Origin of the sequence: Mycobacterium sp. RTGN6 (assembly GCF_033804605.1) — a bacterium.
In the GTDB taxonomy this organism is placed as follows: domain Bacteria; phylum Actinomycetota; class Actinomycetes; order Mycobacteriales; family Mycobacteriaceae; genus Mycobacterium.
Map to the genome: position 1 here is coordinate 238,155 of NZ_JAPZKZ010000006.1, position 24,410 is coordinate 262,564.

25 protein-coding genes and 1 pseudogene are annotated in these 24,410 nt (G+C 66.5%); 18 read left to right on the forward strand and 8 right to left on the reverse strand.

What is annotated here, in order from left to right; genetic code table 11:
• Positions 1-241 precede the first annotated feature (241 nt).
• The 4 genes from SLQ33_RS16590 (at position 242) to SLQ33_RS16605 (ending at position 3,985) form a co-directional block, all read left to right on the forward strand.
• The gene (locus SLQ33_RS16590; protein ID WP_319455170.1) at positions 242-1,183 is read left to right on the forward strand and encodes a glycosyltransferase family 2 protein; all 942 of its coding nucleotides are present in this window, start codon (positions 242-244) and stop codon (positions 1,181-1,183) included.
• Between the two features lie 254 nt (positions 1,184-1,437).
• Positions 1,438-2,421, forward strand: a complete 984-nt coding sequence (locus tag SLQ33_RS16595; RefSeq protein ID WP_319454955.1) for an alpha/beta fold hydrolase — start codon at positions 1,438-1,440, stop codon at positions 2,419-2,421.
• A gap of 129 nt (positions 2,422-2,550) precedes the next feature.
• A complete protein-coding gene (locus SLQ33_RS16600) occupies positions 2,551-3,294 on the forward strand; it encodes an LpqN/LpqT family lipoprotein (protein WP_319454956.1) in 744 nt (247 codons plus the stop codon).
• A 448-nt stretch (positions 3,295-3,742) separates the two neighbouring features.
• Positions 3,743-3,985 (forward strand): hypothetical protein, encoded by a 243-nt coding sequence (locus tag SLQ33_RS16605; protein WP_319454957.1) that lies wholly within the window; start codon positions 3,743-3,745, stop codon positions 3,983-3,985.
• 12 nt (positions 3,986-3,997) lie between these two features.
• Here the strand turns inward: SLQ33_RS16605 and SLQ33_RS16610 are convergent, their stop codons facing one another.
• On the reverse strand, positions 3,998-4,858 hold the full coding sequence (locus SLQ33_RS16610) for a MaoC/PaaZ C-terminal domain-containing protein (RefSeq protein ID WP_319454958.1): 861 nt from the start codon (positions 4,856-4,858) through the stop codon (positions 3,998-4,000).
• A gap of 2 nt (positions 4,859-4,860) precedes the next feature.
• Positions 4,861-6,543: a 3-oxosteroid 1-dehydrogenase gene (gene kstD / locus SLQ33_RS16615; RefSeq protein WP_319454959.1), complete on the reverse strand. Its 1,683-nt coding sequence runs from the start codon at positions 6,541-6,543 to the stop codon at positions 4,861-4,863.
• Between the two features lie 73 nt (positions 6,544-6,616).
• On the opposite strand from kstD, the gene SLQ33_RS16620 reads away from it, so the two are divergent.
• The 10 genes from SLQ33_RS16620 (at position 6,617) to SLQ33_RS16665 (ending at position 15,093) form a co-directional block, all read left to right on the forward strand.
• The gene (locus SLQ33_RS16620; RefSeq protein ID WP_319454960.1) at positions 6,617-7,402 is read left to right on the forward strand and encodes a 2-keto-4-pentenoate hydratase; all 786 of its coding nucleotides are present in this window, start codon (positions 6,617-6,619) and stop codon (positions 7,400-7,402) included.
• A gap of 27 nt (positions 7,403-7,429) precedes the next feature.
• Complete coding sequence (locus SLQ33_RS16625; RefSeq protein ID WP_319454961.1) at positions 7,430-8,347, forward strand: acetaldehyde dehydrogenase (acetylating); 918 nt, start codon at positions 7,430-7,432, stop codon at positions 8,345-8,347.
• On the forward strand, positions 8,344-9,393 hold the full coding sequence (dmpG, locus tag SLQ33_RS16630; protein ID WP_319454962.1) for a 4-hydroxy-2-oxovalerate aldolase: 1,050 nt from the start codon (positions 8,344-8,346) through the stop codon (positions 9,391-9,393). Before SLQ33_RS16625 ends, dmpG begins: the two co-directional genes overlap by 4 nt.
• Positions 9,394-9,505: 112 nt before the next feature.
• Positions 9,506-9,976 (forward strand): hypothetical protein, encoded by a 471-nt coding sequence (locus SLQ33_RS16635; protein ID WP_319454963.1) that lies wholly within the window; start codon positions 9,506-9,508, stop codon positions 9,974-9,976.
• 1 nt (position 9,977) lies between these two features.
• Positions 9,978-10,157, forward strand: coding sequence for a hypothetical protein (locus tag SLQ33_RS16640; RefSeq protein ID WP_319454964.1), 180 nt, complete (start codon positions 9,978-9,980; stop codon positions 10,155-10,157).
• 161 nt (positions 10,158-10,318) lie between these two features.
• Positions 10,319-10,711: a heme-binding protein gene (locus SLQ33_RS16645; protein ID WP_319454965.1), complete on the forward strand. Its 393-nt coding sequence runs from the start codon at positions 10,319-10,321 to the stop codon at positions 10,709-10,711.
• 25 nt (positions 10,712-10,736) lie between these two features.
• Complete coding sequence (locus SLQ33_RS16650) at positions 10,737-11,729, forward strand: permease (protein WP_319454966.1); 993 nt, start codon at positions 10,737-10,739, stop codon at positions 11,727-11,729.
• A complete protein-coding gene (locus SLQ33_RS16655) occupies positions 11,726-12,430 on the forward strand; it encodes a TIGR03943 family putative permease subunit (RefSeq protein ID WP_319454967.1) in 705 nt (234 codons plus the stop codon). Before SLQ33_RS16650 ends, SLQ33_RS16655 begins: the two co-directional genes overlap by 4 nt.
• A gap of 30 nt (positions 12,431-12,460) precedes the next feature.
• Positions 12,461-14,551 (forward strand): RecQ family ATP-dependent DNA helicase, encoded by a 2,091-nt coding sequence (locus SLQ33_RS16660; protein ID WP_319454968.1) that lies wholly within the window; start codon positions 12,461-12,463, stop codon positions 14,549-14,551.
• A 104-nt stretch (positions 14,552-14,655) separates the two neighbouring features.
• Positions 14,656-15,093 (forward strand): hemophore-related protein, encoded by a 438-nt coding sequence (locus SLQ33_RS16665; RefSeq protein ID WP_319454969.1) that lies wholly within the window; start codon positions 14,656-14,658, stop codon positions 15,091-15,093.
• Here the strand turns inward: SLQ33_RS16665 and SLQ33_RS16670 are convergent.
• Entirely contained in the window at positions 15,090-16,007 is a 918-nt protein-coding gene (locus tag SLQ33_RS16670) for an IclR family transcriptional regulator (protein ID WP_319454970.1), read from the reverse strand. The two genes, SLQ33_RS16665 and SLQ33_RS16670, sit on opposite strands and share 4 nt — an antisense overlap.
• 140 nt (positions 16,008-16,147) lie before the next feature.
• Between SLQ33_RS16670 and SLQ33_RS16675 the strand changes: the two genes are divergently transcribed.
• Genes SLQ33_RS16675 through SLQ33_RS16685 form a run of 3 tightly spaced genes read left to right on the forward strand, consistent with a single transcriptional unit; the run spans position 16,148 to position 19,215 of the window.
• Positions 16,148-17,275 (forward strand): hypothetical protein, encoded by a 1,128-nt coding sequence (locus tag SLQ33_RS16675; RefSeq protein ID WP_319454971.1) that lies wholly within the window; start codon positions 16,148-16,150, stop codon positions 17,273-17,275.
• A 3-nt stretch (positions 17,276-17,278) separates the two neighbouring features.
• Positions 17,279-18,061 (forward strand): SDR family oxidoreductase, encoded by a 783-nt coding sequence (locus SLQ33_RS16680; protein WP_319454972.1) that lies wholly within the window; start codon positions 17,279-17,281, stop codon positions 18,059-18,061.
• On the forward strand, positions 18,061-19,215 hold the full coding sequence (locus SLQ33_RS16685; protein ID WP_319454973.1) for a sulfotransferase: 1,155 nt from the start codon (positions 18,061-18,063) through the stop codon (positions 19,213-19,215). The genes SLQ33_RS16680 and SLQ33_RS16685 overlap by 1 nt, the downstream gene beginning before the upstream one ends.
• A 12-nt stretch (positions 19,216-19,227) precedes the next feature.
• Here SLQ33_RS16685 and SLQ33_RS16690 read toward each other — a convergent pair whose 3' ends face one another.
• The 3 genes from SLQ33_RS16690 to SLQ33_RS16700 all read right to left on the reverse strand — a co-directional run bounded on the left by SLQ33_RS16690 (position 19,228) and on the right by SLQ33_RS16700 (position 21,516).
• A complete protein-coding gene (locus SLQ33_RS16690) occupies positions 19,228-19,860 on the reverse strand; it encodes a sensor domain-containing protein (RefSeq protein ID WP_319454974.1) in 633 nt (210 codons plus the stop codon).
• A 24-nt stretch (positions 19,861-19,884) separates the two neighbouring features.
• Positions 19,885-20,295: a hypothetical protein gene (locus tag SLQ33_RS16695; protein ID WP_319455171.1), complete on the reverse strand. Its 411-nt coding sequence runs from the start codon at positions 20,293-20,295 to the stop codon at positions 19,885-19,887.
• Between the two features lie 66 nt (positions 20,296-20,361).
• On the reverse strand, positions 20,362-21,516 hold the full coding sequence (locus SLQ33_RS16700) for a Rieske 2Fe-2S domain-containing protein (RefSeq protein WP_319454975.1): 1,155 nt from the start codon (positions 21,514-21,516) through the stop codon (positions 20,362-20,364).
• 132 nt (positions 21,517-21,648) lie between these two features.
• On the opposite strand from SLQ33_RS16700, the gene SLQ33_RS16705 reads away from it, so the two are divergent.
• Positions 21,649-22,173 (forward strand): gamma carbonic anhydrase family protein, encoded by a 525-nt coding sequence (locus SLQ33_RS16705; RefSeq protein ID WP_319454976.1) that lies wholly within the window; start codon positions 21,649-21,651, stop codon positions 22,171-22,173.
• Positions 22,174-22,176: 3 nt separating this feature from the next.
• Here the strand turns inward: SLQ33_RS16705 and SLQ33_RS16710 are convergent, their stop codons facing one another.
• Both SLQ33_RS16710 and SLQ33_RS16715 read right to left on the reverse strand, forming a co-directional pair.
• Positions 22,177-22,794, reverse strand: a complete 618-nt coding sequence (locus tag SLQ33_RS16710; protein ID WP_319454977.1) for a hypothetical protein — start codon at positions 22,792-22,794, stop codon at positions 22,177-22,179.
• A 180-nt stretch (positions 22,795-22,974) separates the two neighbouring features.
• Positions 22,975-24,407 (reverse strand): annotated as a pseudogene (locus SLQ33_RS16715) (HNH endonuclease signature motif containing protein).
• Between the last annotated feature and the right edge of the window lie 3 nt (positions 24,408-24,410).

The window sequence follows — 24,410 nt, forward strand, 5'->3', positions numbered from 1 at the left end:
GCCGGCACGAGTCCTCGACATCGATATCGCTGGGGTATACGGAGGCGATGTCGTCGATGTGGAACGGTTCGCCACAGCCTTCTGCCTGGTTCGCCGGAATGGCGTCCCGACTGCAATCCGATTCTTCGACGTTGCGGACGACTCGTCGATCGCCCTCGCGACACTGCGCGACCGCGTGTGCACGTCGACTCTTCCGCCTCCACTCGAACCCGTTGGGGCGTTTGACGAATCGCTGTCCGTGGTGATCTGTACCCGCGATCGCCGTGCGGGATTGCTCAAGACCCTGGCCAGTCTCTCCCAACAGAGCGACTCACGTTTCGACGTGCTGATCGTCGACAACTCGCGTGACGGAGACGTCGCGTACAGCTGGGATGGCTTTGACGGCTTGGACGTTCGATGCTGCCACGAGTCCGTGCCCGGGCTGTCGCACGCACGCAACCGTGCCCTGTCCGAGGTGTGCAGCCAATTCGTCGCATGGATCGACGATGACGAGGTGGCTGACCGCGACTGGATCGCCTGGATCAAGCGAGGATTCGCGATACTCGATCGGCCCGACGCCGTGGCGGGAATGATGCTTCCAGCGGAGCTGGAAACTTGCGCTCAAGTCAACTTCGAACGTTACGGCGGTTTCAACAAGGGCCGAGGCATGGACCCGGTCCGCTTGCTGGCTGGCACATCGGTGCCCAATCCGCTGTACCCTCTGCCGAGCTTCGGGGCTGGCGGAAATATGGCGTTCCGGACCGACGCGCTACGTGCGATCGGCGGCTTCGACAACCGGCTCGGCGCCGGGACGTTGACTCACGGCGGTGAGGAAACACGGGTCCTTTCGATGCTGTTGGAACGGGGCTCCTTGGTTCTCCACTGGCCGCAAGCGGTGACGTGGCACTACCACCGCCGGACTGACGCGGAACTCGAGAAGCAGTTCTTCGGGTACTCGGCGGGCCTCACTGCTTTTTACGCGAGCATGATTCTTTCGTCGCCGAAATACACTCTCCGCGTATTCAGATTGGTTTTCCGCGGGCTGGAACGGATCCACGCGAATCGTCGGCTCGGCCGTCCTGGCGGTCCGCCAGCCGACTTTCCGGAGCATCTCCTGCGCGCAGGACGACGGGGCATTTTCCAGGGTGCCTGGTTGTATCTGCGAGAAGCCGTACGCCAATGGCACGCCGCTCGCATCCGATGACACGCGCACGAGGCCGGACGTTCGCCGCGCTGAGGTCCGGACTGTCGCTGGCATCCATCCTCGTCCTCACAGCGGTTTCACCGATTGGTTGCGCCGCGCGCTTGCCTTCCGCGCCATCCGCACCCCCGATCGTGTTGCCGCTGCCCGATGTGCGGGCAGATGTCTGGGCGAGTAGAGGTCACGTCCTCGCGCGAGAACCATTCGACCCACCACTTGACGACCCCCACTCCGTACTAGGGGAATCGTGGCGGGCCGTGTACACCTCGGTTTCGGGCGTGGACGGCACGATTCGACAGGTTTCCGGTGCGTTTTTCATTCCCCGGGGAAGCCCACCGCAGAACGGTTGGCGGGTCATCTCGCTCGCTCACGCAACGACGGGCATCGACAACGGTTGCGGTCCTTCGGCAGAGCCAGATCTGAGGGGTTACCTGCCGACCATCCGGTCTTTTGTGGCACAACGGTACGCCGTTGCGCTCAGCGACTACGAAGGACTTGGAGAGTCGGGATCACACCCCTTCATGGAGCCGCGAACTGCGGCCTTCAACGTCATTGACGCGGTCCGTGCCCTGCGCGAGAGCTCGCCCACCGTCTCCACGCGCTGGGTCGCCGTCGGCAGTTCGCAGGGTGGCCAGGCGGCATGGGCCGCAAACGAGCTGAACTCCTACTACGGCGACGGTATCGAGCTGCTGGGAAGCGTCGCGATGGCGCCGGCAGCGAATATCACCGGAGTGGCCAACCTCGCCTGGGCGGGTTCGTTGACCGAAGAACAGCAGTCGCTGTATCCGTTGATGATCGTGGGTCTTGAGCGGTACAACGCTGACCTGGACGAGCGCGCGTTTCTGCACGGGCGGATAGCGGCCGACAAGGGCGCCCTAGCTGATTGTCAGTCTCCAGTCACCGATCCCGGCAACGGGAGCACGAGAGCGGATCTGAAGCCCGACACTTTGCTCGACGTGGACAGACTGCGCGACGCGCTGCAAAGGATCGCTCTTCCCCAGCGACAACTGGATAAGCCGATGCTGGTGGTAAACGGCACGCGGGATGAAACCGTGCTCGCTCCATGGGTTTCGTCTGCGGTTTCTGACAGCTGCCGACTGGGTGGCCAAATTGAGCGGGTGGAGATACCGGACGCCGGCCACGCCGACCTCGCGGCGGAAGCCGACGACACGGTGCAGGGCTGGATCTCCTATCGTTTCGCCCGCCTGGCGCCACCCTCGAGTTGCCAGACATCGCCGTGAGCGCACCGGAACCTGAGGCGGCTAGCGGTTGCCGCGACCGATCCAGCCACATTGCAATCATGTGCCGTTACCGTGGTCTCGGCGGCTGGTGATAGCCGTCAGTTGCTCTGCTGAGCTGGGAGAAACGCCATGGCGGTGATGCACTGCCCGGGGGTAGCCGCGTTTGCGGCGATATGCCTGAGCATCACGATCGGGGGCTGTTCCAACGGTTCCTACAATATCGCTCCGGACCGGTCGACTCCGACGTCAAGCACGTCGTGGACGATTTCCACGAAGCCGCCGGCTGAGACGACAGCGGCCAACGACAACCGGCAGGAACCGCGGAGCCTGCGTAGCGAGCCGGGCGCGGCGAACTACACGATCGCGGACTACATCAGGGACCAACACATCACCGCTACTCCGATTCGCCGCGGCGATCCAGGTGCACCCCAAATCGAGGTCGCGTTTCCGAGCGGCTGGATCGAGGCGGGCCAGCAAGCCCCCGAATATGCCTACGGCGCCGTTGTCTACACAGGGCCGGAGACGCAGAGCGTGGACTATCCGCCGAACATCGTCGCCACACTGTCGAAACTCGACGGGAAGGTCGACCCCACAAAGCTGCTCGAGTTCGCTGGTGGTGAGTTGAAGAACCTTCCCGGATTCGATCTGGTGGGCGACGAATCGGCCATGGTGTCGGGATACCACGCTTACCGCATCGCCGGCGGATACGACTTTCAGGTGGTGAAAGCCGCCGCGGCGCAGGAAACGATCGTCATCCCCGGCCCGGGTGGACTGTACGTATTGCAACTCGATGCCACCAGCAACGAACGCGACGCCCAGATGCTCGTCAACGGCCTAGGGGAGATCGTCGCATCGTTGAACATCAAGCCCTGAGCGGCGACCCACCAAACGCCTGCAGTACCCGCACATCACGTCGTTCGGCCGACGTCGTGTCTGTTTCCGGCCCGCCAGCCTTTGCATCAGCAATCATCTGTCAGCGCGGAGTTGACGGAGCTTGCCCGAGGTCAAAGCTTGCTTCGATGACCGCTGCATTGGATTGACAGCGAATTGAGCAAACGATACAGTGATGTGATCTAGATCACATACTTTGGGTCGGTTCGCCGGGGGAGGTGGTGGCCGCAGGGCTTCGGAGGATGTGGTTGAGAGGGGGATTAATCCAATGGGGGACCCGGACGGCCAAGGAGTCGTCGTAGCGATTCAACCGCGCCACCTGGCGCAGGGGAGGTGCTCGTGCGGTTGGGCCGGAAGGCCACGCGTGTTGCTGTCGTCGGCCAAAGTCGACGCACTCGTCCATGCGACGAGGGCCGGTTGTCGGCCGGCGATGCCACTCGTCCAGCCCGAGCACACCTACTCGATCGAGGCGCCAGGCATCCTGACAGTCGAATGCCCCGGCGGCTGTGGAGCTAGCTTTCCCGTCCCGATCGTGGTCACCGATGCACTCGAGGCACCCGAATTGCATGACCACATCTACAAGCACTTGCGGACGTGCCCGTCGGCCCGGTCATGGGTCGACACGGCATTGCACAAGGAGGCACCGCCCCAACCTTCGCGCCGGATCGGTTGAGCCGCAAGGGGTCTAAGCCGGCACCAGTTCGACGCCGGCCAGTGCCACCGCGTCGTCACGCTCGGGTGCGGTCACCACCGCCTGGAAGCCATCCCCGTTCTTCCAGATGTTCACCTTGAGCGTCTCGCCAGGGAACACCACGCCTGCGAAGCGCGCGCCGTAGCTGCCGATGCGCGACGTGTCGCCGTCGAGCAGCAGGTCCGTCATGGCCTTCGCGGTCATGCCGTAGGTGCACAGCCCGTGCAGGATGGGTCTGGGAAATCCAGCGGCGGAGGCGAATCCGGGATCGGAGTGCAGCGGATTGCGGTCCCCGCACATCCGGTACAGCAGGGCCTGCTGCGGTGACACCGGGACGGACAGTTCGAAGTCAGGTGCCCGGTCCGAGGGCTCTGACGAGGTCGACGGACCGCGTTCGCCTCCGAAGCCACCCTCGCCGCGGGCGAAGATCGAGCGCCGCTGGGTCCACAGCAGCGTGCCCTCGGGCGACGTGACCGTGGTCTCCGACCAGATCACCGCTGCCTTGCCCTTGTCCCAGATGTCGGTGAACCGCGTCACCGCGATGCCGGTACCCGACGCCGGGATGGGGCCGGGCACCGTCACGGCCTCACTGGCGTGCAGCACCTTGGACAGTTCGATGTCGATGCCGGGGAACTGAACCGTTGGCGGTTCGGTCATGTGGAAGGTCTGCGCGACGTTGCCGAACGTCGGCAGCACCTGCGGAGTGTCGTCGGCCAGATACCGCAGCTCGCGGGGATCCATCGGGTCGGAGCCCGCCCCGAGCCCGAGCTGATAGAGCTGGACATCGCTACTGGTCCAAGAGAATTCATCGGGGGGTAGCTCGGCGCTAAGCGCCTCGTCCAGGTTGATCGGCACGGCTAGTCCTTCCCCGCCAAGTGCAGCGCCGCCAGGTAACCGAACGTCATGGCCGGCCCGATGGTGCCGCCCGGCCCGGGGTAGGTGTGCCCCATCACGGGTGAGCTGGCGTTGCCCGCAGCATATAGACCCTCGATGACCGAGTCGTCGTCACGCAGTGCGCGGCCGCTGATGTCGGTGCGGATGCCGCCCTTGGTGCCGAGGTCGCCTGGCACCATCTTGGCCGCGTAGTAGGGCGCGTGGCTGAGCTCCCCGAGGTTCGGGTTGGGCTTGTTGGTCGGATCGCCGTAGTACCGGTCGTAGGCGCTCTCGCCGCGCTTGAAGTCCTCGTCGACGCCCGAGCGGGCGAACCCGTTGAACCGGTCGATGGTCGCGTTCAGCGCGTCGGCGGGAAGTGCCGTCAACTGCGCGAGCTCCTCGAGCGTGTCGGCCTTGACGATGACGCCGGATTCCAGCCACTTCTTCGGAATCCGTTGGCCCGGTTGCAGACCCGCGAAGATGAACCGGTCGCGGTACTGCTGGTCGAAGATCAGCCACGCCGGAATGTGCTCGCCGGGGCCCTGCCCCTGGCCGTATTCTCCGCCGTACATGTGGTGACAGGCCTCGACATAGGGCATCGACTCGTTCATGAATCGCTTGCCCGACGTGTCGACGATGATCGAGCCGGGGGAGTTGCGCTCCGACAACGCGAACCACGGTGCGTCGACCAACGGCACCGTCGGGCCCCACCAGGAGTCCTCCATGAATTCCAGTCCCGCGCCGAGCTTCTCGGCGGCCAGGATGCCGTCGCCGGTGTTGGCCTTCGCGCCGACCGTCCACTCGGTGGTGATGGGTGCCCGCTGGTACTTCACGCGCATCTGCTCGTTGTGCTCGAACCCGCCGCTGCCGAGGATCACGCCGCGCCGCGCCCGGATGAGTTGCGGCTCAGCTGATTCGGAGTCGCGCGCTTCACGGATATAGACGCCGCGCACGACACCGTCCTCGACGTACAGGTCAGTCAACGCCGTGTTCAGAAGCACGGGCACGCCGGCCTTTTGGAGCCCGATGCGCATTGGGGCGATCAACGCCCGACCCATGCCGACCAGGTTCTTGCCGGTGACCTTGCCCCACGTCGCCCGGATGCCGACCTTGAGGCTGCGCAGCACGCCGCGCGGGTGGCGCTTGAGCTGGTTGAGCCGGACGTAGTCCTGTTGCATGACGACCATGTTCATCGGGACCTTGCCGTACGGCGGCTCCAGGCCGGGCAGATCCGCGCCCAGCTTGTTGGCGTTGAACGGCTTCGGCTCGACGGATCGCCCGGTGGGCTTTCCGCCCGCGGTCTCGGGGTAGTAGTCGGAGTAACCCGGAACCCAGCACAACTTCAGCGGCGAGTTCTTGAGCACGAACGACAGCATCTCCGGTCCACGCCGGAGGTAGGTGTCGATCTTCTCCGCGGGGACGACGTCGCCGATGATCGCGTGCAGGTATTCGGACGCCGCGGCTGGGCTGTCTTTGACCCCGTCACGCTGGAGAATCTCGTTGTTCGGGATCCACACTCCGCCACCTGACCGCGCAGTGGAACCCCCGTAGTGCGGGGCCTTCTCAACGACTACTGTCGAGAGTCCCTGGTGGGCAGCGGTGAGGGCGGCGACCATGCCGGCAGCGCCACTGCCGACCACGACGACGTCGTACTCCTGCTCAGTCATGTAGAACACGTTATAGAATTGCCCGGCCGACCCACAACTGTGCCGGTCGACGAAACGAGGGGACTTCACCCGAATGCTGTCCTTTGAGGTGCGCGACGAGCTGGCCGCCGAGCTGGCCCAGGCCGAGCGCAGCAAGGTGCCGATCAAGCCGTTGACCGACGGGGTGGCCGGCATCGACGTGGTCGACGCCTACGAGATCCAGCTGATCAACATCCGGCAGCGGGTCGCGGAGGGCGCGCGTGTCATCGGGCACAAGGTCGGCCTCTCGTCGGAGGCCATGCAGAAGATGATGAACGTCGACGAACCCGACTACGGCCATCTGCTCGACGAGATGGAGGTGTTCGAGGACGTTCCCGTCAAGGCCGGTCGCTTCCTCTATCCCCGTGTCGAGGTCGAGGTCGGCTTCATTCTGGCCGACGACCTGCCCGGCGAGGGCTGTACCGAGGACGACGTGTTGGCCGCCACCGCCGCGTTCGCGCCGTCGATCGAGTTGATCGACACCCGGATCACCGATTGGAAGATCAAGCTGTGCGACACGATCGCCGACAATGCGTCGTCGGCGGGTTGGGTGCTCGGCAAGGAGCGGGTGTCGCCCAAGGACATCGACATCTGCAACATCGACGCGGTGCTCACTTGCAACGGTGAGGTCGTCGCCGAGGGCCGCAGCGACGCGGTGCTGGGCAACCCCGTCACCGCCGTGGCGTGGCTGGCCCGAAAGGTCGACCAATTCGGGGTGCGTTTGAAGGCCGGCGACATCGTGTTGCCGGGGTCGTGCACGCGTGCGATAGATGCACGTCCAGGCGACGATTTCGTAGCTCGATTCGACGGACTAGGTTCAGTCCACCTGTCGTTCGAGTAGTTCGAGTTCGAGTAAGAGGAGTAGCTCATGCCGCGCAAGGCATCCGTCGCGATCGTCGGGTCCGGCAACATCAGTACCGATCTGCTGTACAAGTTGCTGCGCTCGGACTGGCTGGAACCGCGCTGGATGATCGGCATCGACCCCGAGAGTGAAGGCCTGGCCAGGGCCCGCAAGCTGGGGCTCGAGACCAGCCACGAGGGCGTCGACTGGCTGCTTGGGTTGGACGAGAAGCCGGATCTGGTCTTCGAGGCCACCAGCGCCTACGTGCACCGCGATGCCGCGCCGCGCTACGCGGAGGCAGGCATCCGGGCCATCGACCTGACGCCGGCCGCGGTCGGCCCTGGCGTCATTCCGCCTGCGAACCTGCGCGCGCACCTCGACGCGCCGAACGTCAACATGGTCACCTGCGGTGGCCAGGCCACCATCCCGATGGTGTACGCGGTGTCGCGCGTCGTGGACGTGCCGTATGCCGAGATCGTCGCGTCGGTGTCGTCGGCGTCGGCCGGACCCGGCACGCGAGCCAACATCGACGAGTTCACCAAGACCACCAGTAGGGGCGTTGAGGTGATCGGCGGCGCCAAGCGCGGCAAGGCAATCATCATCCTCAACCCGGCCGATCCGCCAATGATCATGCGCGACACCATCTTCTGCGCCATCCCCGAGGACGCCGACCAGGACGCCATCACCAAGTCCATCAAGGAAGTGGCCGCCGAGGTGCAGACCTACGTGCCGGGTTACCGCTTGCTCAACGAGCCGCAGTTCGATCCGCCGTCGGTGCACTCGGGCGGCCAGGCGCTGGTCACCACGTTCGTCGAAGTGGAGGGTGCGGGCGACTACTTGCCGCCCTACGCTGGAAACCTGGACATCATGACCGCGGCAGCGACCAAGGTCGGCGAGGAAATCGCCAAGGAGTCTCTGTCTGCAACAGCTGGAGGTCAGGCATGAGCGGCATCTTCTTCAACCCCATGTGGGACATCCGGATGACGGACACGTCGCTGCGCGACGGCAGTCATCACAAGCGCCACCAGTTCACCAAGGATGAAGTGCAGGCCATCGTCGCCGCGCTCGACACCGCGGGCGTGCCGGTCATCGAGGTCACCCACGGCGACGGGTTGGGCGGGTCGAGCTTCAACTACGGCTTCTCCAAGACCCCCGAGCAGGAGCTCATCAAGCTGGCCGCCGAGACGGCCAAGGAATCCAAGATCGCCTTCCTGATGCTGCCCGGACTCGGGACGAAGGACGACATCAAGGAGGCGCAGAACAACGGTGGCTCGATCTGCCGGATCGCCACCCACTGCACTGAGGCCGACGTCTCGATCCAGCACTTCGGGCTGGCGCGCGAACTCGGGTTGGAGACGGTCGGCTTCCTGATGATGAGCCACACCATCCCGCCGGAGAAGCTGGCAGCTCAGGCCCGCATCATGGCCGACGCCGGATGTCAGTGCGTTTACGTCGTGGACTCGGCGGGTGCGCTGGTGCTCGAAGGTGTCGCGGACCGGGTGGCGGCGCTGGTCGCGGAACTCGGCGACGACGCGCAGGTCGGTTTCCATGGCCACGAGAACCTCGGACTCGGGGTGGCCAACTCGGTGGAGGCGGTCCGGGCAGGCGCCAAGCAGATCGACGGTAGCTGCCGACGGTTCGGCGCCGGTGCGGGCAATGCGCCCGTCGAGGCGCTGATCGGGGTGTTCGACAAGATCGGCGTGAAGACCGGCATCGACTTCTTCGACATCGCCGACGCCGCCGAAGAAGTCGTCGCGCCCGCGATGCCGCAAGAGTGCCTGCTCGACCGCAACGCGCTGATCATGGGCTACTCGGGGGTGTACTCCAGCTTCCTCAAGCACGCCATCCGCCAGTCCGAACGCTACGGCGTGCCCGCCCACAAGCTGCTGCACCGGGCCGGGCAACGCAAGCTCATCGGCGGCCAGGAAGACCAGCTGATCGACATCGCGCTGGAGCTCAAACGCGAACAAGACGGCGCGACCGCCAACTGAGTGGGTTGGGCTCACTGCCGATCTCGTGATCGGTAGCTACCCAATCTGATGTGTAATTGCCTCAACGACGCGGCCGATGAGGCGGCGCATGAGGTAAGGAACACGGCACGACATGAAAACCACCACGCTTGGTGTGGCTCTCGCCGCAACCGCCGCCGCGTTCGCGATGCTGGTCCCGGCAACCGCCCACGCCGATGATGGCCGCGTGAAGTTCTCCTCCCCGTCGGGGAACATCCGCTGCGTGCTTGAGGAAGAAGGCGAAGCTCCCATCGCGCTGTGCCAGCTCGACCAGATCACGTACACGGTGCCGCCGGGCGTGGGTCGAGGCCAGACGGGCGAGCCCTGTCCGGGGACATCCGGTTCGGGTAACGACGTTCGGCTCGATGTCGGCAAGCCGGGGTTCGTCCGGTGTTCCTATGCAGCGCTGGATGGAGGCGTGGGTCCGTGGCCGACGCTCGCCTATGGACGGTCACAGTCGATGGGCGTCATCACCTGCGACAGCGCGCCCACGGCCGTGACGTGCACCGACACCAGTAGCGGGCACTACTTCCGAGTGTCGCGCGACCTGTACGAACTCGGCTGACATGTTGCGACGACTGCGCTCGGTCGCGGGAGCGGCCGTCGCCGCCGGTGTACTTGTCGGCATGTTCGCGACCGGCACGGCGAGCGCGCAATCGGCGTGCGCCGCGCTCGGCGGAACGGAAGGCCCCGGCCAGCTTGACGTGGCCGACCCGGTCACGGCCGCCTCAGCAGCCCCAAGCTAGCCGGGCTAAGCAAGTTAATTTCGGGCGTCGGGTTTTACTGCCTGGCCTGCATGGATGCCGTCGGTCCGGCGCCGGTCGGGTCGGCTCGGGTGTTTGCCGTTCGGTGAGATGGCTAGGCCGTGGGCTGCGATCAAACCAATCGCAGACCCAAGGAGGAAACCATGATGACCGCAATGACGCTTCGCCGCGGCCTGTACGGAATGCTCGCCGGCGGCCTGCTGGGTGGCATCGCCACCGCGACGATCGCACTGCCGAGCGCCAACGCTGCGCCCGACGAGTGCACCGCCAGTGGGGTGGCCACCACCGAGAGTTCGGTGCAGCTGTCGATGAGCACCTATCTGCAGACCCACCCGCAGACCAACCTGGCGCTGACGGACATCGCCAAGCAGTCGCCGACGGAGGCGCAGGTGTCATACCGCACGTACTTCGCGGACAACCCGAAGGTCGCCGATGACCTCAAGGGCCTTCAGCAGCCCGTCACTGAGTTGTCGACGCAGTGCGGCATCCAGGCGACGTCGAATCAGCTGACCGACGCCCTGAAGACCGCCGTCTAACAGCAACCACGGGCAGGATGGGGCGGTGACCGCCGCCCCGACCGACCGCACCCGACGGCTCGGTTCCCTGGAGGTACTGCTCGTAAGCCTCATCGCGCTGGCGCTTTCCGCCAGCGCGATGAGTGCGTTTCTGGCCGGAAGGGCCAACCTCAGCGTGGCGGCGACCGTGTTCTGCGGGGTGTTCGTCCAAGCCCTGCCGTTCCTGGTGCTCGGCGTCGTGTTGAGCGGGTTGATCGCGGCATTCGTCAGTGCGGAGCGGCTGGCTCGATGGCTGCCGCGCAGTCCAGCGCTTGCGGTGGCCGTCGCCGGAGTGGGCGGCGCCGCGCTGCCAGGCTGCGAATGTGGTTCGGTCCCGATGGCGCGCAGAATCTTTGGACCAGGAACGAGTGGCGCCGCGGCGTTGACCTTCATGCTGTCGGCCCCCGCGATCAACCCCGTCGTGCTGGTGGCCACCGCGGTGGCGTTTCCCGGCCAGCCGGCCATGGTGGCGGCCCGGTGCGTGGCCTCGCTGGCCACTGCGGTCGTGATGGGGCTGCTGTGGTCGCGATTCGGGCGCCGGGAGTGGGTGACCCGTGAGCTGCCCGCGCCACCGGCCGACGACGCCTCCCGATGGGCCGTGTTCAGCGCGGCCGCCCGACACGACTTTCTGCAGGCGGCGTCGTATCTGGTGTTGGGCGCTGCGGCCGCCGCGGCGCTGCGGGTGGCGTTGCCGCCCTGGGTGTTCCAGCATCTCGCGGGCAATCTGCTCGTCGGCGTGCTGACGATGGCGGTGCTCGCGGTGGTGCTGGCACTCTGCTCGGAGGCCGACGCGTTCGTCGCCGCGAGCCTGACGATGCTGCCGCTGGTGCCACGGCTGGTGTTCCTGGTGGTGGGGCCTGCGATCGACCTGAAGCTGGCCGCCATGCAGGTCGGCATGTTCGGCAGAGCGTTCGCGGTGCGGTTCGGTCCCGTCACGTTCGTGGTGGCCACGACCGTCGCGACGCTCGTCGGGTTGGCGATGCTGGGGAGCGGCGCGTGAGTCGGGTTACCCAGTACGTCCTGCTCGTGCTCGTCGGGCTTGCCACGGCGGTGATGCTCGTCAAGGGCACGTACCTGAACTACGTCAAGCCGTCGCTGTTGGGATGGTTGGCCGTCGCCGCGGTGGTGCTCGTCGTGCTTGGGCTGTCCGGCGTGGTGGGTGAGCTCCGGGGCGCTGCCGAGGGTGGGCACGGCCACGCGCATCGGTCGGGGCTGGCGTGGTTGCTGCTCGTCCCGATCGCCCTTGTCGCGTTCGTGGTGCCGCCGCCGCTCGATGCGCGGGGCACGAATCCACCGCCCGCCGCGGTCAGTACTCCCACGCTTCGACCGTTCCCGCCGCTGCCGCCCGGACCGGCGCCCGAGGTGCCGCTGCCGGAGGCCGTCATGCGGGCGGCCGCCGACTCTGCGCACTCGTTGGACGGCAGGACGATCACGCTGACCGGGTTCACCGTGCACGGTTCGGGCGCCGTCGACCTCGGCCGCGTCGTCATCGTCTGTTGCGCGGCCGATGCGCAGCTCGCCCGTGTCCACCTCACCGGGGCCGGCTTGGCGACGGCCGCGGACTACCCGGAGGACACCTGGGTTCGAGTCGTGGGCCGGATCCGCCCCGGTTCGTCGCACGTCGAGGACGGCTTCATTCCGACGATGGAAGTGACAGAGGCGATCCGCATCGAAAAGCCCAAGAACGCCTACGCGTACTAGTCCGTCACACCGACCGGGCACGATGGTGGCATGCAGGCGACCCGCGAGCAGGCCCAGGCAATCCTCGAACAACTCGCTGGGCCCGACGCCACCTTGCGGGACGACCAGTGGATCGCCATCGAGGCGCTGGTGGTGCATCGCCGTCGGGCGCTCGTCGTGCAGCGCACCGGCTGGGGCAAGTCGGCGGTGTACTTCATCGCCGCCAAACTGCTCCGCGCGTCGGGGCACGGCGCGACGGTGATCGTGTCGCCGCTGCTGGCGTTGATGCGCAACCAGGTGGCCGCCGCGGAGCGGGCCGGTGTGCACGCCGCGACCATCAACTCGAGCAACGTCGCCGATTGGGCCGAGATCCACGAGCGCGTCCGTGGCGGCGACCTCGACGTCCTGCTCGTTAGCCCGGAACGGTTGAACAACCCCGACTTTCGCGACCAGGTGTTGCCCGCGCTGGCACGTGACGCGGGCCTGGTCGTGGTCGACGAGGCGCACTGCGTCTCGGACTGGGGCCACGACTTCCGGCCCGACTACCGCCGCATCCGGACGCTGATCGGCGAACTGGGCACCGACGTTCCCGTGCTGGCCACCACGGCCACCGCCAACGACCGGGTGGTCGACGACGTGGCCACCCAACTCGGGGTCGGCGGCGGGGAGACCCTGGTGCTGCGTGGCGGGCTGGATCGCGAGTCATTGCGGCTGTCGGTGGTCAAAGCGGGTAATCCCGCCCAACGCGCGGCATGGCTTGCCACACAGCTGGATTCGCTACCCGGATCCGGCATCGTCTACACGTTGACCGTGGCTCAGGCCCACGACGTCGCCGCGTTGTTGCGCGAGCAGGGTCACCAGGTGGCGGCCTACACCGGGTCCACCGAGGCCGCCGAACGCGAACAGCTCGAAGCGGACCTGTTGGCCAACCGCGTCAAGGCGCTGATCGCCACGTCCGCGCTCGGCATGGGGTTCGACAAGCCCGACCTCGGCTTCGTCGTGCACCTTGGCGCACCGTCGTCACCGATCGCGTACTACCAGCAGGTCGGCCGCGCGGGCCGGTCCACCGCCAGCGCCGAGGTCGTCCTGCTGCCCGGCCACGAGGACCAGGACGTGTGGCGCTACTTCGCCTCGGTCGCATTCCCATCGGAAGCCATGGTGCGCAACGTGATTGGTGCACTGGAGCCCGAGCGGCCACAGTCGACGCCCGCACTGGAGCCCTTGGTTGATCTCGGACGTACCCGGCTGGAGATGGTGCTGAAGGTGCTCGACGTCGACGGGGCCGTGCGACGGGTGAAGGGCGGCTGGATTGGCACCGGGCAGCAGTGGACCTACGACGAGCCGCGGTACCGCAAGCTCGACGAGGCACGCAAGCGGGAGCAGCAGGCGATGCTCGATTATCAGTCCACCGACGGGTGCCGGATGGCCTTCCTGCGTGGCCAACTCGACGATCCCGAACTGCGCGATGGCGAACGCTGCGGCCGCTGCGACAACTGCACTGGAAAGCGCTACGACGCCGACGTCGACGCGACGGCCGCCGAGGAGACCCGTGCGCGGCTCATGCGGCCCGGCGTCGAGCTCACGCCGCGCAAGCAGTGGCCGTCGGGCTTGGGCAAGCTCGGAGTGGACCTCAGCGGACGGATCGGCGACGGCCCCGCGCCGGGTCGGGTCATCGGGCGACTGACCGACTTGGGCTGGGGTGCCCGGCTGCGGCGGCTGCTCGACGAGCCCGACGCGGAGGTGTCCGACGACGTGGTGGCGGCCGCGGTGAAGGTGCTCGCTTCGTGGGAATGGCAGACCCGGCCGACCGCGGTGCTGGCGTTGGACTCGGACCGCCACCCGAAGCTGATCGCGTCGCTGGCCCGCGAGCTCTCCCGGCTCGGCAAACTGACCGATCTCGGCACGCTGCAGTACGCGCCCGAGCGCCGCGCGGTGACGGCGGCGAACTCCGCCTACCGCGTGGCCGCGCTGCAGGGTGCGTGGACGCCTCCCGACCCGGCCGTCATCGGAGCGTCGAACGGCCCGGTGTTGCTGGTCGACGACATGACCGACACCGGCTGGACACTGACGATGGCGGCCCGCGTGGTGCGTGCGGCAGGCGCGGAGGCCGTGCTGCCGTTCGCGCTGGCGAGTACCAGCTGACCAGCAACTTCCGTCACAGCAGTAACACGAGGACCGGGGCTGGCGAAGTCAGTCCTAGTGGCCGGGGAAAGACCGTGTGCGGCCCGAACCAAGGAGTGAATCCCATGAATCGTGCTGTGACCCTCCGGCGAACCACCTTCGGCCTGCTCGCAGCGGGTGCAACGTGCGCCATGCTCAGCGTGCCCTCGGCCGGCGCCGACCCGGAGGAACCCACCGAGCCCACGACGCCGTCGACGTCCGCCACCGCCGCGGCACCCGCTGCCGACGACTGCAACGCCGCGGGCCTGGCCACGACGATCAGCTCGGTCACCGCGTCGCTCTCGACCTACTTCGCCGCGCACCCCGACGTCAACGAGGCCCTCATCGAGGCCACGCGCCAGCCGGCCTTCGCAGCCGTCGGACAGTTCGACGCCTACTTCCGTGACCATCCCGAGCAGGGTGACGACCTTCGCGCGATCCAGGCACCGCTGACCGCCTTCAAGGATCGCTGCGGGCTGCAGGTGGCGCCCACCGATGCACTCACGGTGCTCGCCGAGGTCTAGCGCTCCGGTTTGGAACCGCCGAGTCGACTGGTCAGCACGTCCGCCGTGCCGACAAGTCCGCGGGCGCGCTTGACGATCTCGGTGTCGGTAAGTGCGCAGCCGAGTTGAAGCGACACCACCATGGCTTGGCGCCGGTGGTGATCGAACACCGGCGCGGAGATGACGCTGATATCCGTACGAACACTGCGGCGTTGGCCTACCGTCTTGCTCTCGCTCGAGAGGTAGACGCGCTCGCCGACGTCCGAGACGAGTTCACCGAGCAGCGCGCGCAACTCGTCGGGCAGCCTGCTGGACATGCCCGCCATGAGGGCGTACAGGCGTCGGCCGCCGGGGGTCAGCCGCTCGACCAGGTAGCCGGATGCGCGGCATTCGGCGATGACCCGGTCCAGCCGTTCGGTATCGGTACGCAGCGGGATCGTCGGTTCCTTGGCGAGCCAGTCCCGCAGCGCGTCGTCATCCCAGAGCACGAACATCAGCCCGACCGGGGGCGCGAACGGATAGCTCTGGCCCACTCGCACGCCGACCTCTGCACCGGGCGGTCCGACTAGCTCGAGCAGCGTGATCCGGTCGTCGATGACCGCTGACAGCGCCACCGTGGTGCCGTACGCCGACGACAGCCGTCGCAGCTCCTCACGGGCGGCGGGATCGACGCGCATCGACTCCTGCGCCGTGTGCCCGAGCGAGATCAGGGCGGGACCCAGCCGGTACGTCTTGTCTTGGGCGTCGCGTACCAGGTAGTCGGCCTCGGTCAGTGTGGTGACGATGCCCAGGCACGTCGGCTTGGACAGGCCGAGTCGACGGGCCAGTTCGGACAGCCCGAAGCGGTCGAGGGGATGGCGGGCCAGAAAGTCGAGCACGGCCACCACGCGTGCGGTCGGCGGTGACGTCCGGCCGGATGACGCTGGGTTCGGCATTGCAGAATCGTACCGCTCTGGTCCAGATATGGAACGGCGGGTGGGGCTGCGGGCGTTGACTCGAACTAGAACGCGTTCTAGTCTCAATGTCGAAATGTCTACCACAACGGTCCAATACTGAACCGCGAAGGGCGCTCACGTTGTACACCACATCCTTTGCCGCGGCGATCGCGGAGGCCGAAAGCCTGGTCGCCGCAGCACCGTTCATCTCCTCCGAAGCCGACCTGCTCGAGGGTTTGCAGTACCTCGCGGGCTGCATCTCCGGGTGCACGCACCTGGCCTTCGACTACGACCGCGACCATCCGTTCATGCAGTCCGGAACCGGACCGTTCACGAAGATGGCGCTCGACAACCCCGACACGCTGTACTTCGGTACGCGTGTGCAGCCGGGCCACGAGTACGTCGTCACGGGCCGCCGCGGCACCACCACCGACCTGTCCTTCCAGATGCTGGGCGGTGAGTACACCGACGACAACGTGCCGATCAGCCAGGCCGCCTTCGACGACCGCGAACTCGACATCGCCGCCGACGGCACCTTCGAGTGGCGGGTCACCCCGAACAGCCCGTCGCAGTTGCTCGTTCGTGAGGTGTACAACGACTGGTCGGCCCAGCGCGGATACATCAGCATCGCGCGCACCGACACCGCGGGCACCGCGCCCCCGCCGCTGACCCGCGAGCTCATCGAGAAGCGGTACGCCGTCGCGGGCAAGCAACTCGTACAGCGCGTCAAGACATGGCTGCAGTTCCCGCAGTGGTTCTACGACACGCTCCCGGTCAACACGATGGTCGCCCCGCGCCTCACGCCCGGCGGGCTCGCCACGCAGTACTCGTCGGTGGGCCACTTCGACCTGACGCCCGACCAGGCGCTCGTCATCACGCTGCCCGTCACCGACGCCCCGTATCTGGGCTTTCAACTCGGAAGCCTCTGGTACATCTCGCTGGACTACATCAACCACCAGACGTCGCTGAACGGCACTCAGGCTCAAGCGGATCCGGACGGCAAGATCCGGATCGTCGTCGCAGACGCCAACCCTGGCGTGACGAACTGGGTCGAGACCCTGGGACACACCAAGGGCTACCTTCAGTTCCGGTGGCAGCGGTTGTCCCGCGCGCTGACCGAGGCCGACGGCCCCACCGTCGAGCTCGTCGACCTCGACGGGGTCGCGGCGGCGCTGCCGTACTACGAGTCCAACAAGATCACCGAGGAAGACTGGCGGGCGCGGATCGCGCTGCGGCAAAAACACATTGGCGACAGGATGGTGGGTTAGCTCATGGCGGGATTGCTCGAAGACAAGGTCGTGGTGATCAGTGGTGTCGGCCCCGCGCTGGGCACGACGCTCGCGCGGCGATGTGCCGAGAACGGCGCCGATCTGGTCTTGGCGGCGCGCACGGTCGAGCGACTGGAGGACGTGGCCAAGGAGATCACCGACATGGGTCGGCGCGCAGTGTCGGTGGGTACCGACATCACCGACGAGGCTCAGGTGAACAACCTCGTCGAGGAGTCGCTCAAGGCCTACGGCAAGGTAGACGTGTTGATCAACAACGCCTTCCGGGTGCCGTCGATGAGGCCGTTGGCCAACACCACGTTCGAGCACATGCGGGACGCGATCGAGCTCACGGTGTTCGGCGCGCTCCGGCTGATTCAGGGCTTCACGCCTGCGCTGGCCGATGCCAAGGGTTCGGTGGTGAACGTGAACTCGATGGTGGTGCGGCACTCGCAGGCCAAGTACGGCGCCTACAAGATGGCGAAGTCGGCGTTGCTGGCCATGTCGCAGTCGCTGGCCACCGAACTGGGCGAGCAGCACATCCGCGTGAATTCAGTACTGCCCGGCTACATCTGGGGTGACACCCTGAAGAGCTACTTCAACCATCAGGCCGGCAAGTACGGCACCAGCGTCGAGCAGATCTACGATGCGGCCGCCGTGAACTCCGATCTGAAGCGGCTGCCCACCGAGGACGAGGTGGCTTCGGCCATTCTCTTCATGGCCAGCGACCTGTCCAGCGGCATCACCGGCCAGGCGCTCGACGTGAATTGCGGGGAGTACAAGGCCTGATGAGCGGAACCAATGGCCGGACCGATGTGGGCACCGTCGACGACCTTCACACGTCGGCCGTAAAGGCTTGCGGCCTGGATGACTTCGGCGTCGACGACGACGGCTACCGCGAGGCGCTTGGCGTCCTGCTCGAGTCGTTCCGGCGTGACGCCGATCTCACCGAGCTTGGCAGCAAGATGCAGCGGTTCTTCGTGCGCAACGCGTTGGTCGCGCGGTTGGTCTCCGAAGCGGCGTTCAAGCAGTACCCCCAACACGCCGACGTGTCGATCGAGCGCCCTATCTTCGTCACCGGACTGCCGCGCACCGGCACTACCGCAATCCACCGGCTGCTCACCGCCGATCCGCGTCACCAAGGTCTGGAACTGTGGTTGGCGGAGTTCCCGCAGCCCCGGCCGCCCCGCGAAACATGGTCGCAGAACCCGGTATTCCAGCAGCTCGACGCGCAATTCACCAAGGCCCACGAAGAGAATCCGGACTACACCGGGCTTCACTACATGACCGCCGACGAAGTCGAGGAGTGCTGGCAGCTGCTCCGTCAGTCCTTGCACTCCGTGAGCTACGAGACGTTGGCGCACCTCCCGACGTACTCGCAATGGCTGGCCAGGCGGGACTGGACCAAGCCGTATCAGCGTCACCGCCGCAACCTTCAGTTGATCGGGCTCAACGATGCCGAGAAGCGTTGGGTGCTGAAGAATCCCAGCCATCTGTTCGCCCTCGACGCGCTGTTCGCGACGTACCCCGACGCACTGGTGGTGCAGTGCCACCGGCCCGCCGAGACCATCATGGCGTCGATGTGCTCACTGGCCCAGCACACCACCGAGGGGTGGTCGAACAGCTTCGGCGGTGACGTAATCGGTGCCGACGCGATGGAGACGTGGTCGCGCGGGCTGGAGTTGTTCGATGCCGAACGCGCCAAGCATGATTCGGCTCAGTTCTACGACCTGGACTACTTCGAGCTCATCAAGGATCCGATCGCGGTCGTCGAGGCCATCTACCGCCAGTTCGGCATCGAGCTGACCGACGCGGCGCGCGCAGCGATGGAGCAGAGCCACGAGCAGAGCAAGCAGGGCCCGCGCGCGCCCAAGCACACCTACTCGCTGGCGGATTACGGGCTCACCGACGAACAGGTCAAGGAGCGTTTCGCGGGACTGTGACCCCGCCACCGCTCATGCCGTGGTGTTGGCGAGCGCTTCGATCCGCTTCAGCGCATCGACGGCCAGCGCTCTCACGTCGTATCCGTTGACGTCCGCGCACGCCGTGATCTCGACAGCGGCGTTGTGCGCGGCGACGAATGCGTTGTCGCAGGCCCACCCGTCGGCCTTGAAGGACCAGAGCAGGATGTCGGGCGATCCCGAACCGACTTGGGGCAGCATGCGGTAGACGTCGAGGTCGCCTTCGATGGTGGTGACGATCAACGAATCGTCGAGGCAGGATTCGATGGTGCGCTTGGCTTGGTCGAGCGCGGCCCTCGGGTCGAAGTCGGCGTGGTAGACGCCGACGATTTCCTCGATGGACGCGTGGGTGCTCTCCCAATGCCCACCCTCGTGCGCGACGGGCTTCGGGTCGAAGATGAACGGCGCGTCGACTTCCCGCGCCACCCCGCTGCACTCATCCGGTTTCACGGTGACGAACAGGTTGCCGTCGCCGCCTTGCTGGGCGTCCTTGCTCAACAGGTCAACGGCCTGTGCTGCGGCGATGGGCGACACCGGACGCGTCGGCCGGGGCTGCCCGGTCTCGATCACCTGCGTGCAGCCCGCGAGGGCCAGGCAGAGCAGTGATACGAGCCCCCGCTTGATCATGACCACAGTGTATGGCTGCCGGGCTCACCCGTCGCCGGGCGACGGCGCGCTGGACACCTCTTCGAGGCAGCCCTCCGCGACTGCGTGCTTGATGCTGTCGGACAGTTTGGGGCAGGCCCTGCTGCGGCTGCTGTCCCCGCCGCAGGCGCGCACCTCGGCGAACACCGCGCACCGCTGCGTCGCCGCCGAGTTCCACTGCACCGCAGTGTGTTCCGGGCCGAGCTTCTTGACGGCGACGGTGACGTGGCAGAACCGACAGTCGACGGGCACTAGGCCGGCCGTCAGGTACCGCTCCCGATCCAGGCGGCTCGCCTCCCGAACCGCCGCCGCCCGATCCGGATCACCGGCGAAATCCGGTGCCTTGGACCACGTCCCGCTGCTCGTGTCGTCCGACGTCGGATGATCGTCGTCGTGCGCGCCGTGCAACTGCAGCATCGAGCGGGCCAGCCGATCGACGTCTGGCGGCTCGGTCCGCTCGTGGTGAGTGGTCACGTGAATAGCCTAGGTAGGCTGGTCTTCCCGCTGCTTCTCGGCGGCCTGCTCGGCCAGGTTCTGCTCGACCTCGACGTGCCACTTCTCGTTGGCCGCCGTGGTGTCGACCTCGATCTCGAAGCGGTCGACCATGTCCGGCGATACGTCGGCGGCGTCGACGTAGAACTGCTGGTACCAACGGCGCATCTGATACACCGCGCCGTCCTCTTCGACCAGCAGCGGGTTGTCGATGCGCGTCTTGTGCTTCCAGATCTCGACGTCCTGCATGAAGCCCTTGCTGACGCCGTCGGTGAACACGCGTGCGAGCTTCTCGGTGGTCTTCTCGTCCAGGCCCTTCGGCTTCTCGACGATGGCGCCCCACTGCAGCATGAACGAGTTCTGGCTGACGGGGTAGTGGCAGTTGATCAGGATGGACTCGGCCTTGAAGCCGCCGTAGTTGTTGTGCAGCCAATTGATCATGAACGACGGGCCGAAGTACGACGCCTCGGAATCGAGGTGCGCCTCACCGTAGGAGGTGCCCAGATCGTTGACGTCGGGGCGACCGACGTTGTGCAGGTACTGCGACGCGACGTGGCCCTCGAAGACGTTCTTGAAGTACGTCGGGAGACCGAAGTGGATGTAGAAGAAGTGCGCCATGTCGGTGACGTTGTCGATGATGTCGCGGCAGTTCGACCCCTCGATCAGGACCGAGTTCCAGCGCCATTCGGTCCACTCGTCGCTGGCGGACTCCGGGATTTCGGGGATGCGCACCTCGGCCGGCGGGGGATTGCCCTCGACGTCGTGCCACACGAACAGCAGGCCGCCGCGCACGTCGGTCTCCCAGGCGCGGGTGCGGGCGAGCCGCGGTGTGCGCTTGGCGTAGGGCACCAGTTTGCACTTGCCGTCGCCGCCCCAGCGCCAGTCGTGGAACGGGCAAGCCACCTCGTCGCCCTTGATGGTGCCCTGTGACAGGTTTCCGCCCATGTGCCTGCAGTAACCGTCCAGGATTTTGACGTCGCCGTGGGAGTCTGCGAAAACCACCAGCATGGTGCCGAAGATCTCGACTCCGTGCGGCTTGCCGTCGAGGTATTCGTTGACTGGTCCGAGGCAGTGCCAACCGCGCGCAAACCGGTCCGGCAGAGCGCCGGTGTCGATCTCGCGGATGTCTGCGGTTTCGGTACTCACGGTGGGCCTCCCGTTTTCTGAGCTACTAACTAGAACACGTTACAGTTTTTGGTCCCTGATGCGCAATGCATGCAGGTAGTTCGCCTCTTCGCGCAAGCGCTCATCGCGAGCCAACTGCGGTATATCTAGACGATGCCGTTGTACTCATTCGAGGGCCGCAGTCCCGTCATCGACGAGGGTGCGTTCATCGCTCCCACGGCCACGCTGATCGGTGACGTGCACGTCGCGGCGGGTGCATCGGTGTGGTTCAACACCGTCCTGCGCGCCGACTTCGCCCCGATCATCATTCGCGAGGGCGCCAACGTCCAGGACGGCAGTGTGTTGCATGCGCCGCCGGGCATCCCGACCGACGTCGGCCCAGGTGCGACGATCGCGCACAGCTGCGTCATCCACGGCGTCCACGTCGGCCAGGAGGCGCTTATCGCCAACCACGCGACGGTGCTCGACGGGGCCGTCATCGGCAGGCGAAGTGTCATCGCCGCCCACTCCCTGGTGATCGGCGGCACCAAGATCCCCGACGAGGTGCTGGTGACCGGTTCCCCGGCCAAGGTGCGCGGCCCGATCGCTGGGACGGGCGCCGAGATGTGGGTCAACGTCAACCCCGCCACCTACCAGGACCTCGCGCGCAGGTACCTCGTCGGACTCGAGGAGCTGTAGGACCTACGCGGAGCCGGCCAGCCCGACCCGCAGCGCGATCTGCTGCATCTTGCCGACGGCGGTGACGAATCGATCCGTGGTCGCGTCGCCGGGTGCGCTCTGGAACTCCAACCGGACCAACGCCCGGCCCTCGGTGAAGAACAGAAGCGTGACGGCCTTGTCGACGTCCGGGTGAGTGCCGCTGATCGTCACGCCGTCGGTGCCCACGGGCACCGGTTTGGGCGTGCCCCCGGCGACCAGTGTGGTGAGCGTCCCCGACGCCTGGCGCAGGGTCGCCGTCGCCGTGGCCGCGTCGGGGTAGACCAGGAACGTGTCGCTGATGGCCCGGGTGTCCTTGTCGTTGACGAAGAACGCGCTGGCGCCGGGCACGCCGTTGGGCTGTGATTCCCTCGACCGTTCGGTGAAGGTGTCTTCCGCGTCACTGAGGTCGGCGGCCATGAGTAGGAGCGCCCGGTAGTCGGTGGCGTCGGCCTTCGCCGACGTGGTCGTCGTCGTGGTGGTCGTCGTCGCGGACGTCGGCGCCTGCCCGAGCGAGGTGTTTGGTGCCGGGTTGGCGAGGTCAGCGCCAGAACAGCCGCTGAGTCCGACGATTAGGGCGGCCGCTGCGAGGGGAGGGAGCAATCGGGTGAATGGTGATCGAGGCAACAGTTATCAAAATTCCAGCGGTGGTTGGGTTTTCGGATTCGCCGACAACGCCGGCGAACGCGTCACCCACGGTACAGGCGCGGCCGACGTGGCTGCAAAGCCGACGAAGTTCGCAACTCCGCTTATCAAGTCGTTGCGGGACAACATCGGCGGAGATTAGGCCGCGTCCGATTGTGGTGGGTCGGGGTCTGATTCGGTGGGGTGGCGCCCGTCGTTGGGTTGGTCGTCGGGGGGTCGGAGGAGTCGTTCGGGGCGGTGGTAGTAGTTCACTCGGGCTTGGCCGGTGTCGAGTTGTGGTGGGGGTGTCCATTCGACTTCGCCGCGGCCGTTGATCGTGGTGGTCCAGCCCCCGGGGCCGACCATGCGATTGTCTGGCCCGCAGGCGAGGGCGAGTTCGTCGACGTTGGTGTTGCCGCCGTCGGCCCAGTCGCGTAGCGCGTGGTGGACTTGGCTGCCGTAGGGGCCGACGGGGCAGCACGGTTTGGTGCAGCCCCCGTCGCGGCCGATGAGCATGATCCGCTGGGCTGGGGAGGCGACGCGTTTGGCCCGGAACAGATTCAGTGCCTGTTCGGTGGCCCCGTCGAATACCGCCAGCCAATGATGGGCGTGTGAGGCCAGTCGGATCACGTCACCGATGGGCAAGATGGTGCCGCCGCCGGTGACACCGACACCGGCGCGAGATTCCAGGTCTTGCAGGGTGGTTCGGATGATGATCGAGGTCGGTAGCCCGTTGTGTTGGCCGAGTTCGCCGCTCTCGAGCGCGTTGCGTCCGACGGCGACCAGGGCGTCGTGTTGGCGCTGATCCAGGGTGCGGTGGTCGGTGTCGATCTGCTGCTGCGACGGAGTTCCGCTGACACAGGGTTCGGGGTCCTCGGGGTTGCACATGCCCGGTGCGGCCGATTTGGCGAAGATGGCCTCGTAGGTGGCCCACGCTTCGGGGGTGAGGCTCCCGCTCACTTGGCGCAGGCCGTCATGGCGGCGGAGTCTTGTTTTCCGATCGTGATTCCGCGGCGGCGTTGGCGTTCGGTGTCGTCGGGTTCGGGGCCGTCCTGATCGAGCAGGAACAGGATGCGGTCGGCGGAGTCCTTGAGTTCCTTGGGGCCGACGCCGACGGCTAGCCGAACCAAGTCGAGTTCGATCTGCGCGCGGGTGGGCGCATCGACGAAGCCAGGAATGCGGCCCATGGCTTTGCGGATCACCTCGATGTGCTCGTCGTTGATCAGCCCTGTTGCGGCGGCGGCGGCGGTCGCGGGCAGCACCGGCGCCAGTGGTGCTCCGATCAGCGTCTGGCGGGGCGCCAGAAGCGCGGCCTCGGCGAGCCGACGGTTGGCTTCAGTGGTCGAGATGCGCCACCGGATCGCCAGGAAGTCCTTCCAGGACTTGGCGCCGAGCTCCCTCGGGGTGGCTTCGGTCTGCAAGCGCGCCAGCATCCGGTACGACTGCGTGGGTAGTTGACACGACAGCGTCTCGAGCTCGTCGAGGAATTCGAGCACTTCGGCCTCGGTCATTAGCGAGAGGTCGCAGCCGGCCAGCGCGTCGTGCGCGGCACGCAACGCGGCCACCGCTTCCCGGACCGCTGTCCCCGACATGAC

Excerpts from the sequence above, each read along its gene's own strand:
- SLQ33_RS16600 (WP_319454956.1), top strand. The coding sequence starts at position 2,551 with ATGGCGGTGATGCACTGCCCGGGGGTAGCCGCGTTTGCGGCGATATGC.
- SLQ33_RS16605 (WP_319454957.1), top strand. The coding sequence starts at position 3,743 with ATGCCACTCGTCCAGCCCGAGCACACCTACTCGATCGAGGCGCCAGGC.
- kstD (WP_319454959.1), bottom strand. The coding sequence starts at position 6,543 with ATGACTGAGCAGGAGTACGACGTCGTCGTGGTCGGCAGTGGCGCTGCC.
- SLQ33_RS16620 (WP_319454960.1), top strand. The coding sequence starts at position 6,617 with ATGCTGTCCTTTGAGGTGCGCGACGAGCTGGCCGCCGAGCTGGCCCAG.
- SLQ33_RS16625 (WP_319454961.1), top strand. The coding sequence starts at position 7,430 with ATGCCGCGCAAGGCATCCGTCGCGATCGTCGGGTCCGGCAACATCAGT.
- dmpG (WP_319454962.1), top strand. The coding sequence starts at position 8,344 with ATGAGCGGCATCTTCTTCAACCCCATGTGGGACATCCGGATGACGGAC.
- SLQ33_RS16635 (WP_319454963.1), top strand. The coding sequence starts at position 9,506 with ATGAAAACCACCACGCTTGGTGTGGCTCTCGCCGCAACCGCCGCCGCG.
- SLQ33_RS16640 (WP_319454964.1), top strand. The coding sequence starts at position 9,978 with ATGTTGCGACGACTGCGCTCGGTCGCGGGAGCGGCCGTCGCCGCCGGT.
- SLQ33_RS16645 (WP_319454965.1), top strand. The coding sequence starts at position 10,319 with ATGATGACCGCAATGACGCTTCGCCGCGGCCTGTACGGAATGCTCGCC.
- SLQ33_RS16660 (WP_319454968.1), top strand. The coding sequence starts at position 12,461 with ATGCAGGCGACCCGCGAGCAGGCCCAGGCAATCCTCGAACAACTCGCT.
- SLQ33_RS16665 (WP_319454969.1), top strand. The coding sequence starts at position 14,656 with ATGAATCGTGCTGTGACCCTCCGGCGAACCACCTTCGGCCTGCTCGCA.
- SLQ33_RS16670 (WP_319454970.1), bottom strand. The coding sequence starts at position 16,007 with ATGCCGAACCCAGCGTCATCCGGCCGGACGTCACCGCCGACCGCACGC.
- SLQ33_RS16680 (WP_319454972.1), top strand. The coding sequence starts at position 17,279 with ATGGCGGGATTGCTCGAAGACAAGGTCGTGGTGATCAGTGGTGTCGGC.
- SLQ33_RS16685 (WP_319454973.1), top strand. The coding sequence starts at position 18,061 with ATGAGCGGAACCAATGGCCGGACCGATGTGGGCACCGTCGACGACCTT.
- SLQ33_RS16690 (WP_319454974.1), bottom strand. The coding sequence starts at position 19,860 with ATGATCAAGCGGGGGCTCGTATCACTGCTCTGCCTGGCCCTCGCGGGC.
- SLQ33_RS16695 (WP_319455171.1), bottom strand. The coding sequence starts at position 20,295 with ATGCTGCAGTTGCACGGCGCGCACGACGACGATCATCCGACGTCGGAC.
- SLQ33_RS16705 (WP_319454976.1), top strand. The coding sequence starts at position 21,649 with ATGCCGTTGTACTCATTCGAGGGCCGCAGTCCCGTCATCGACGAGGGT.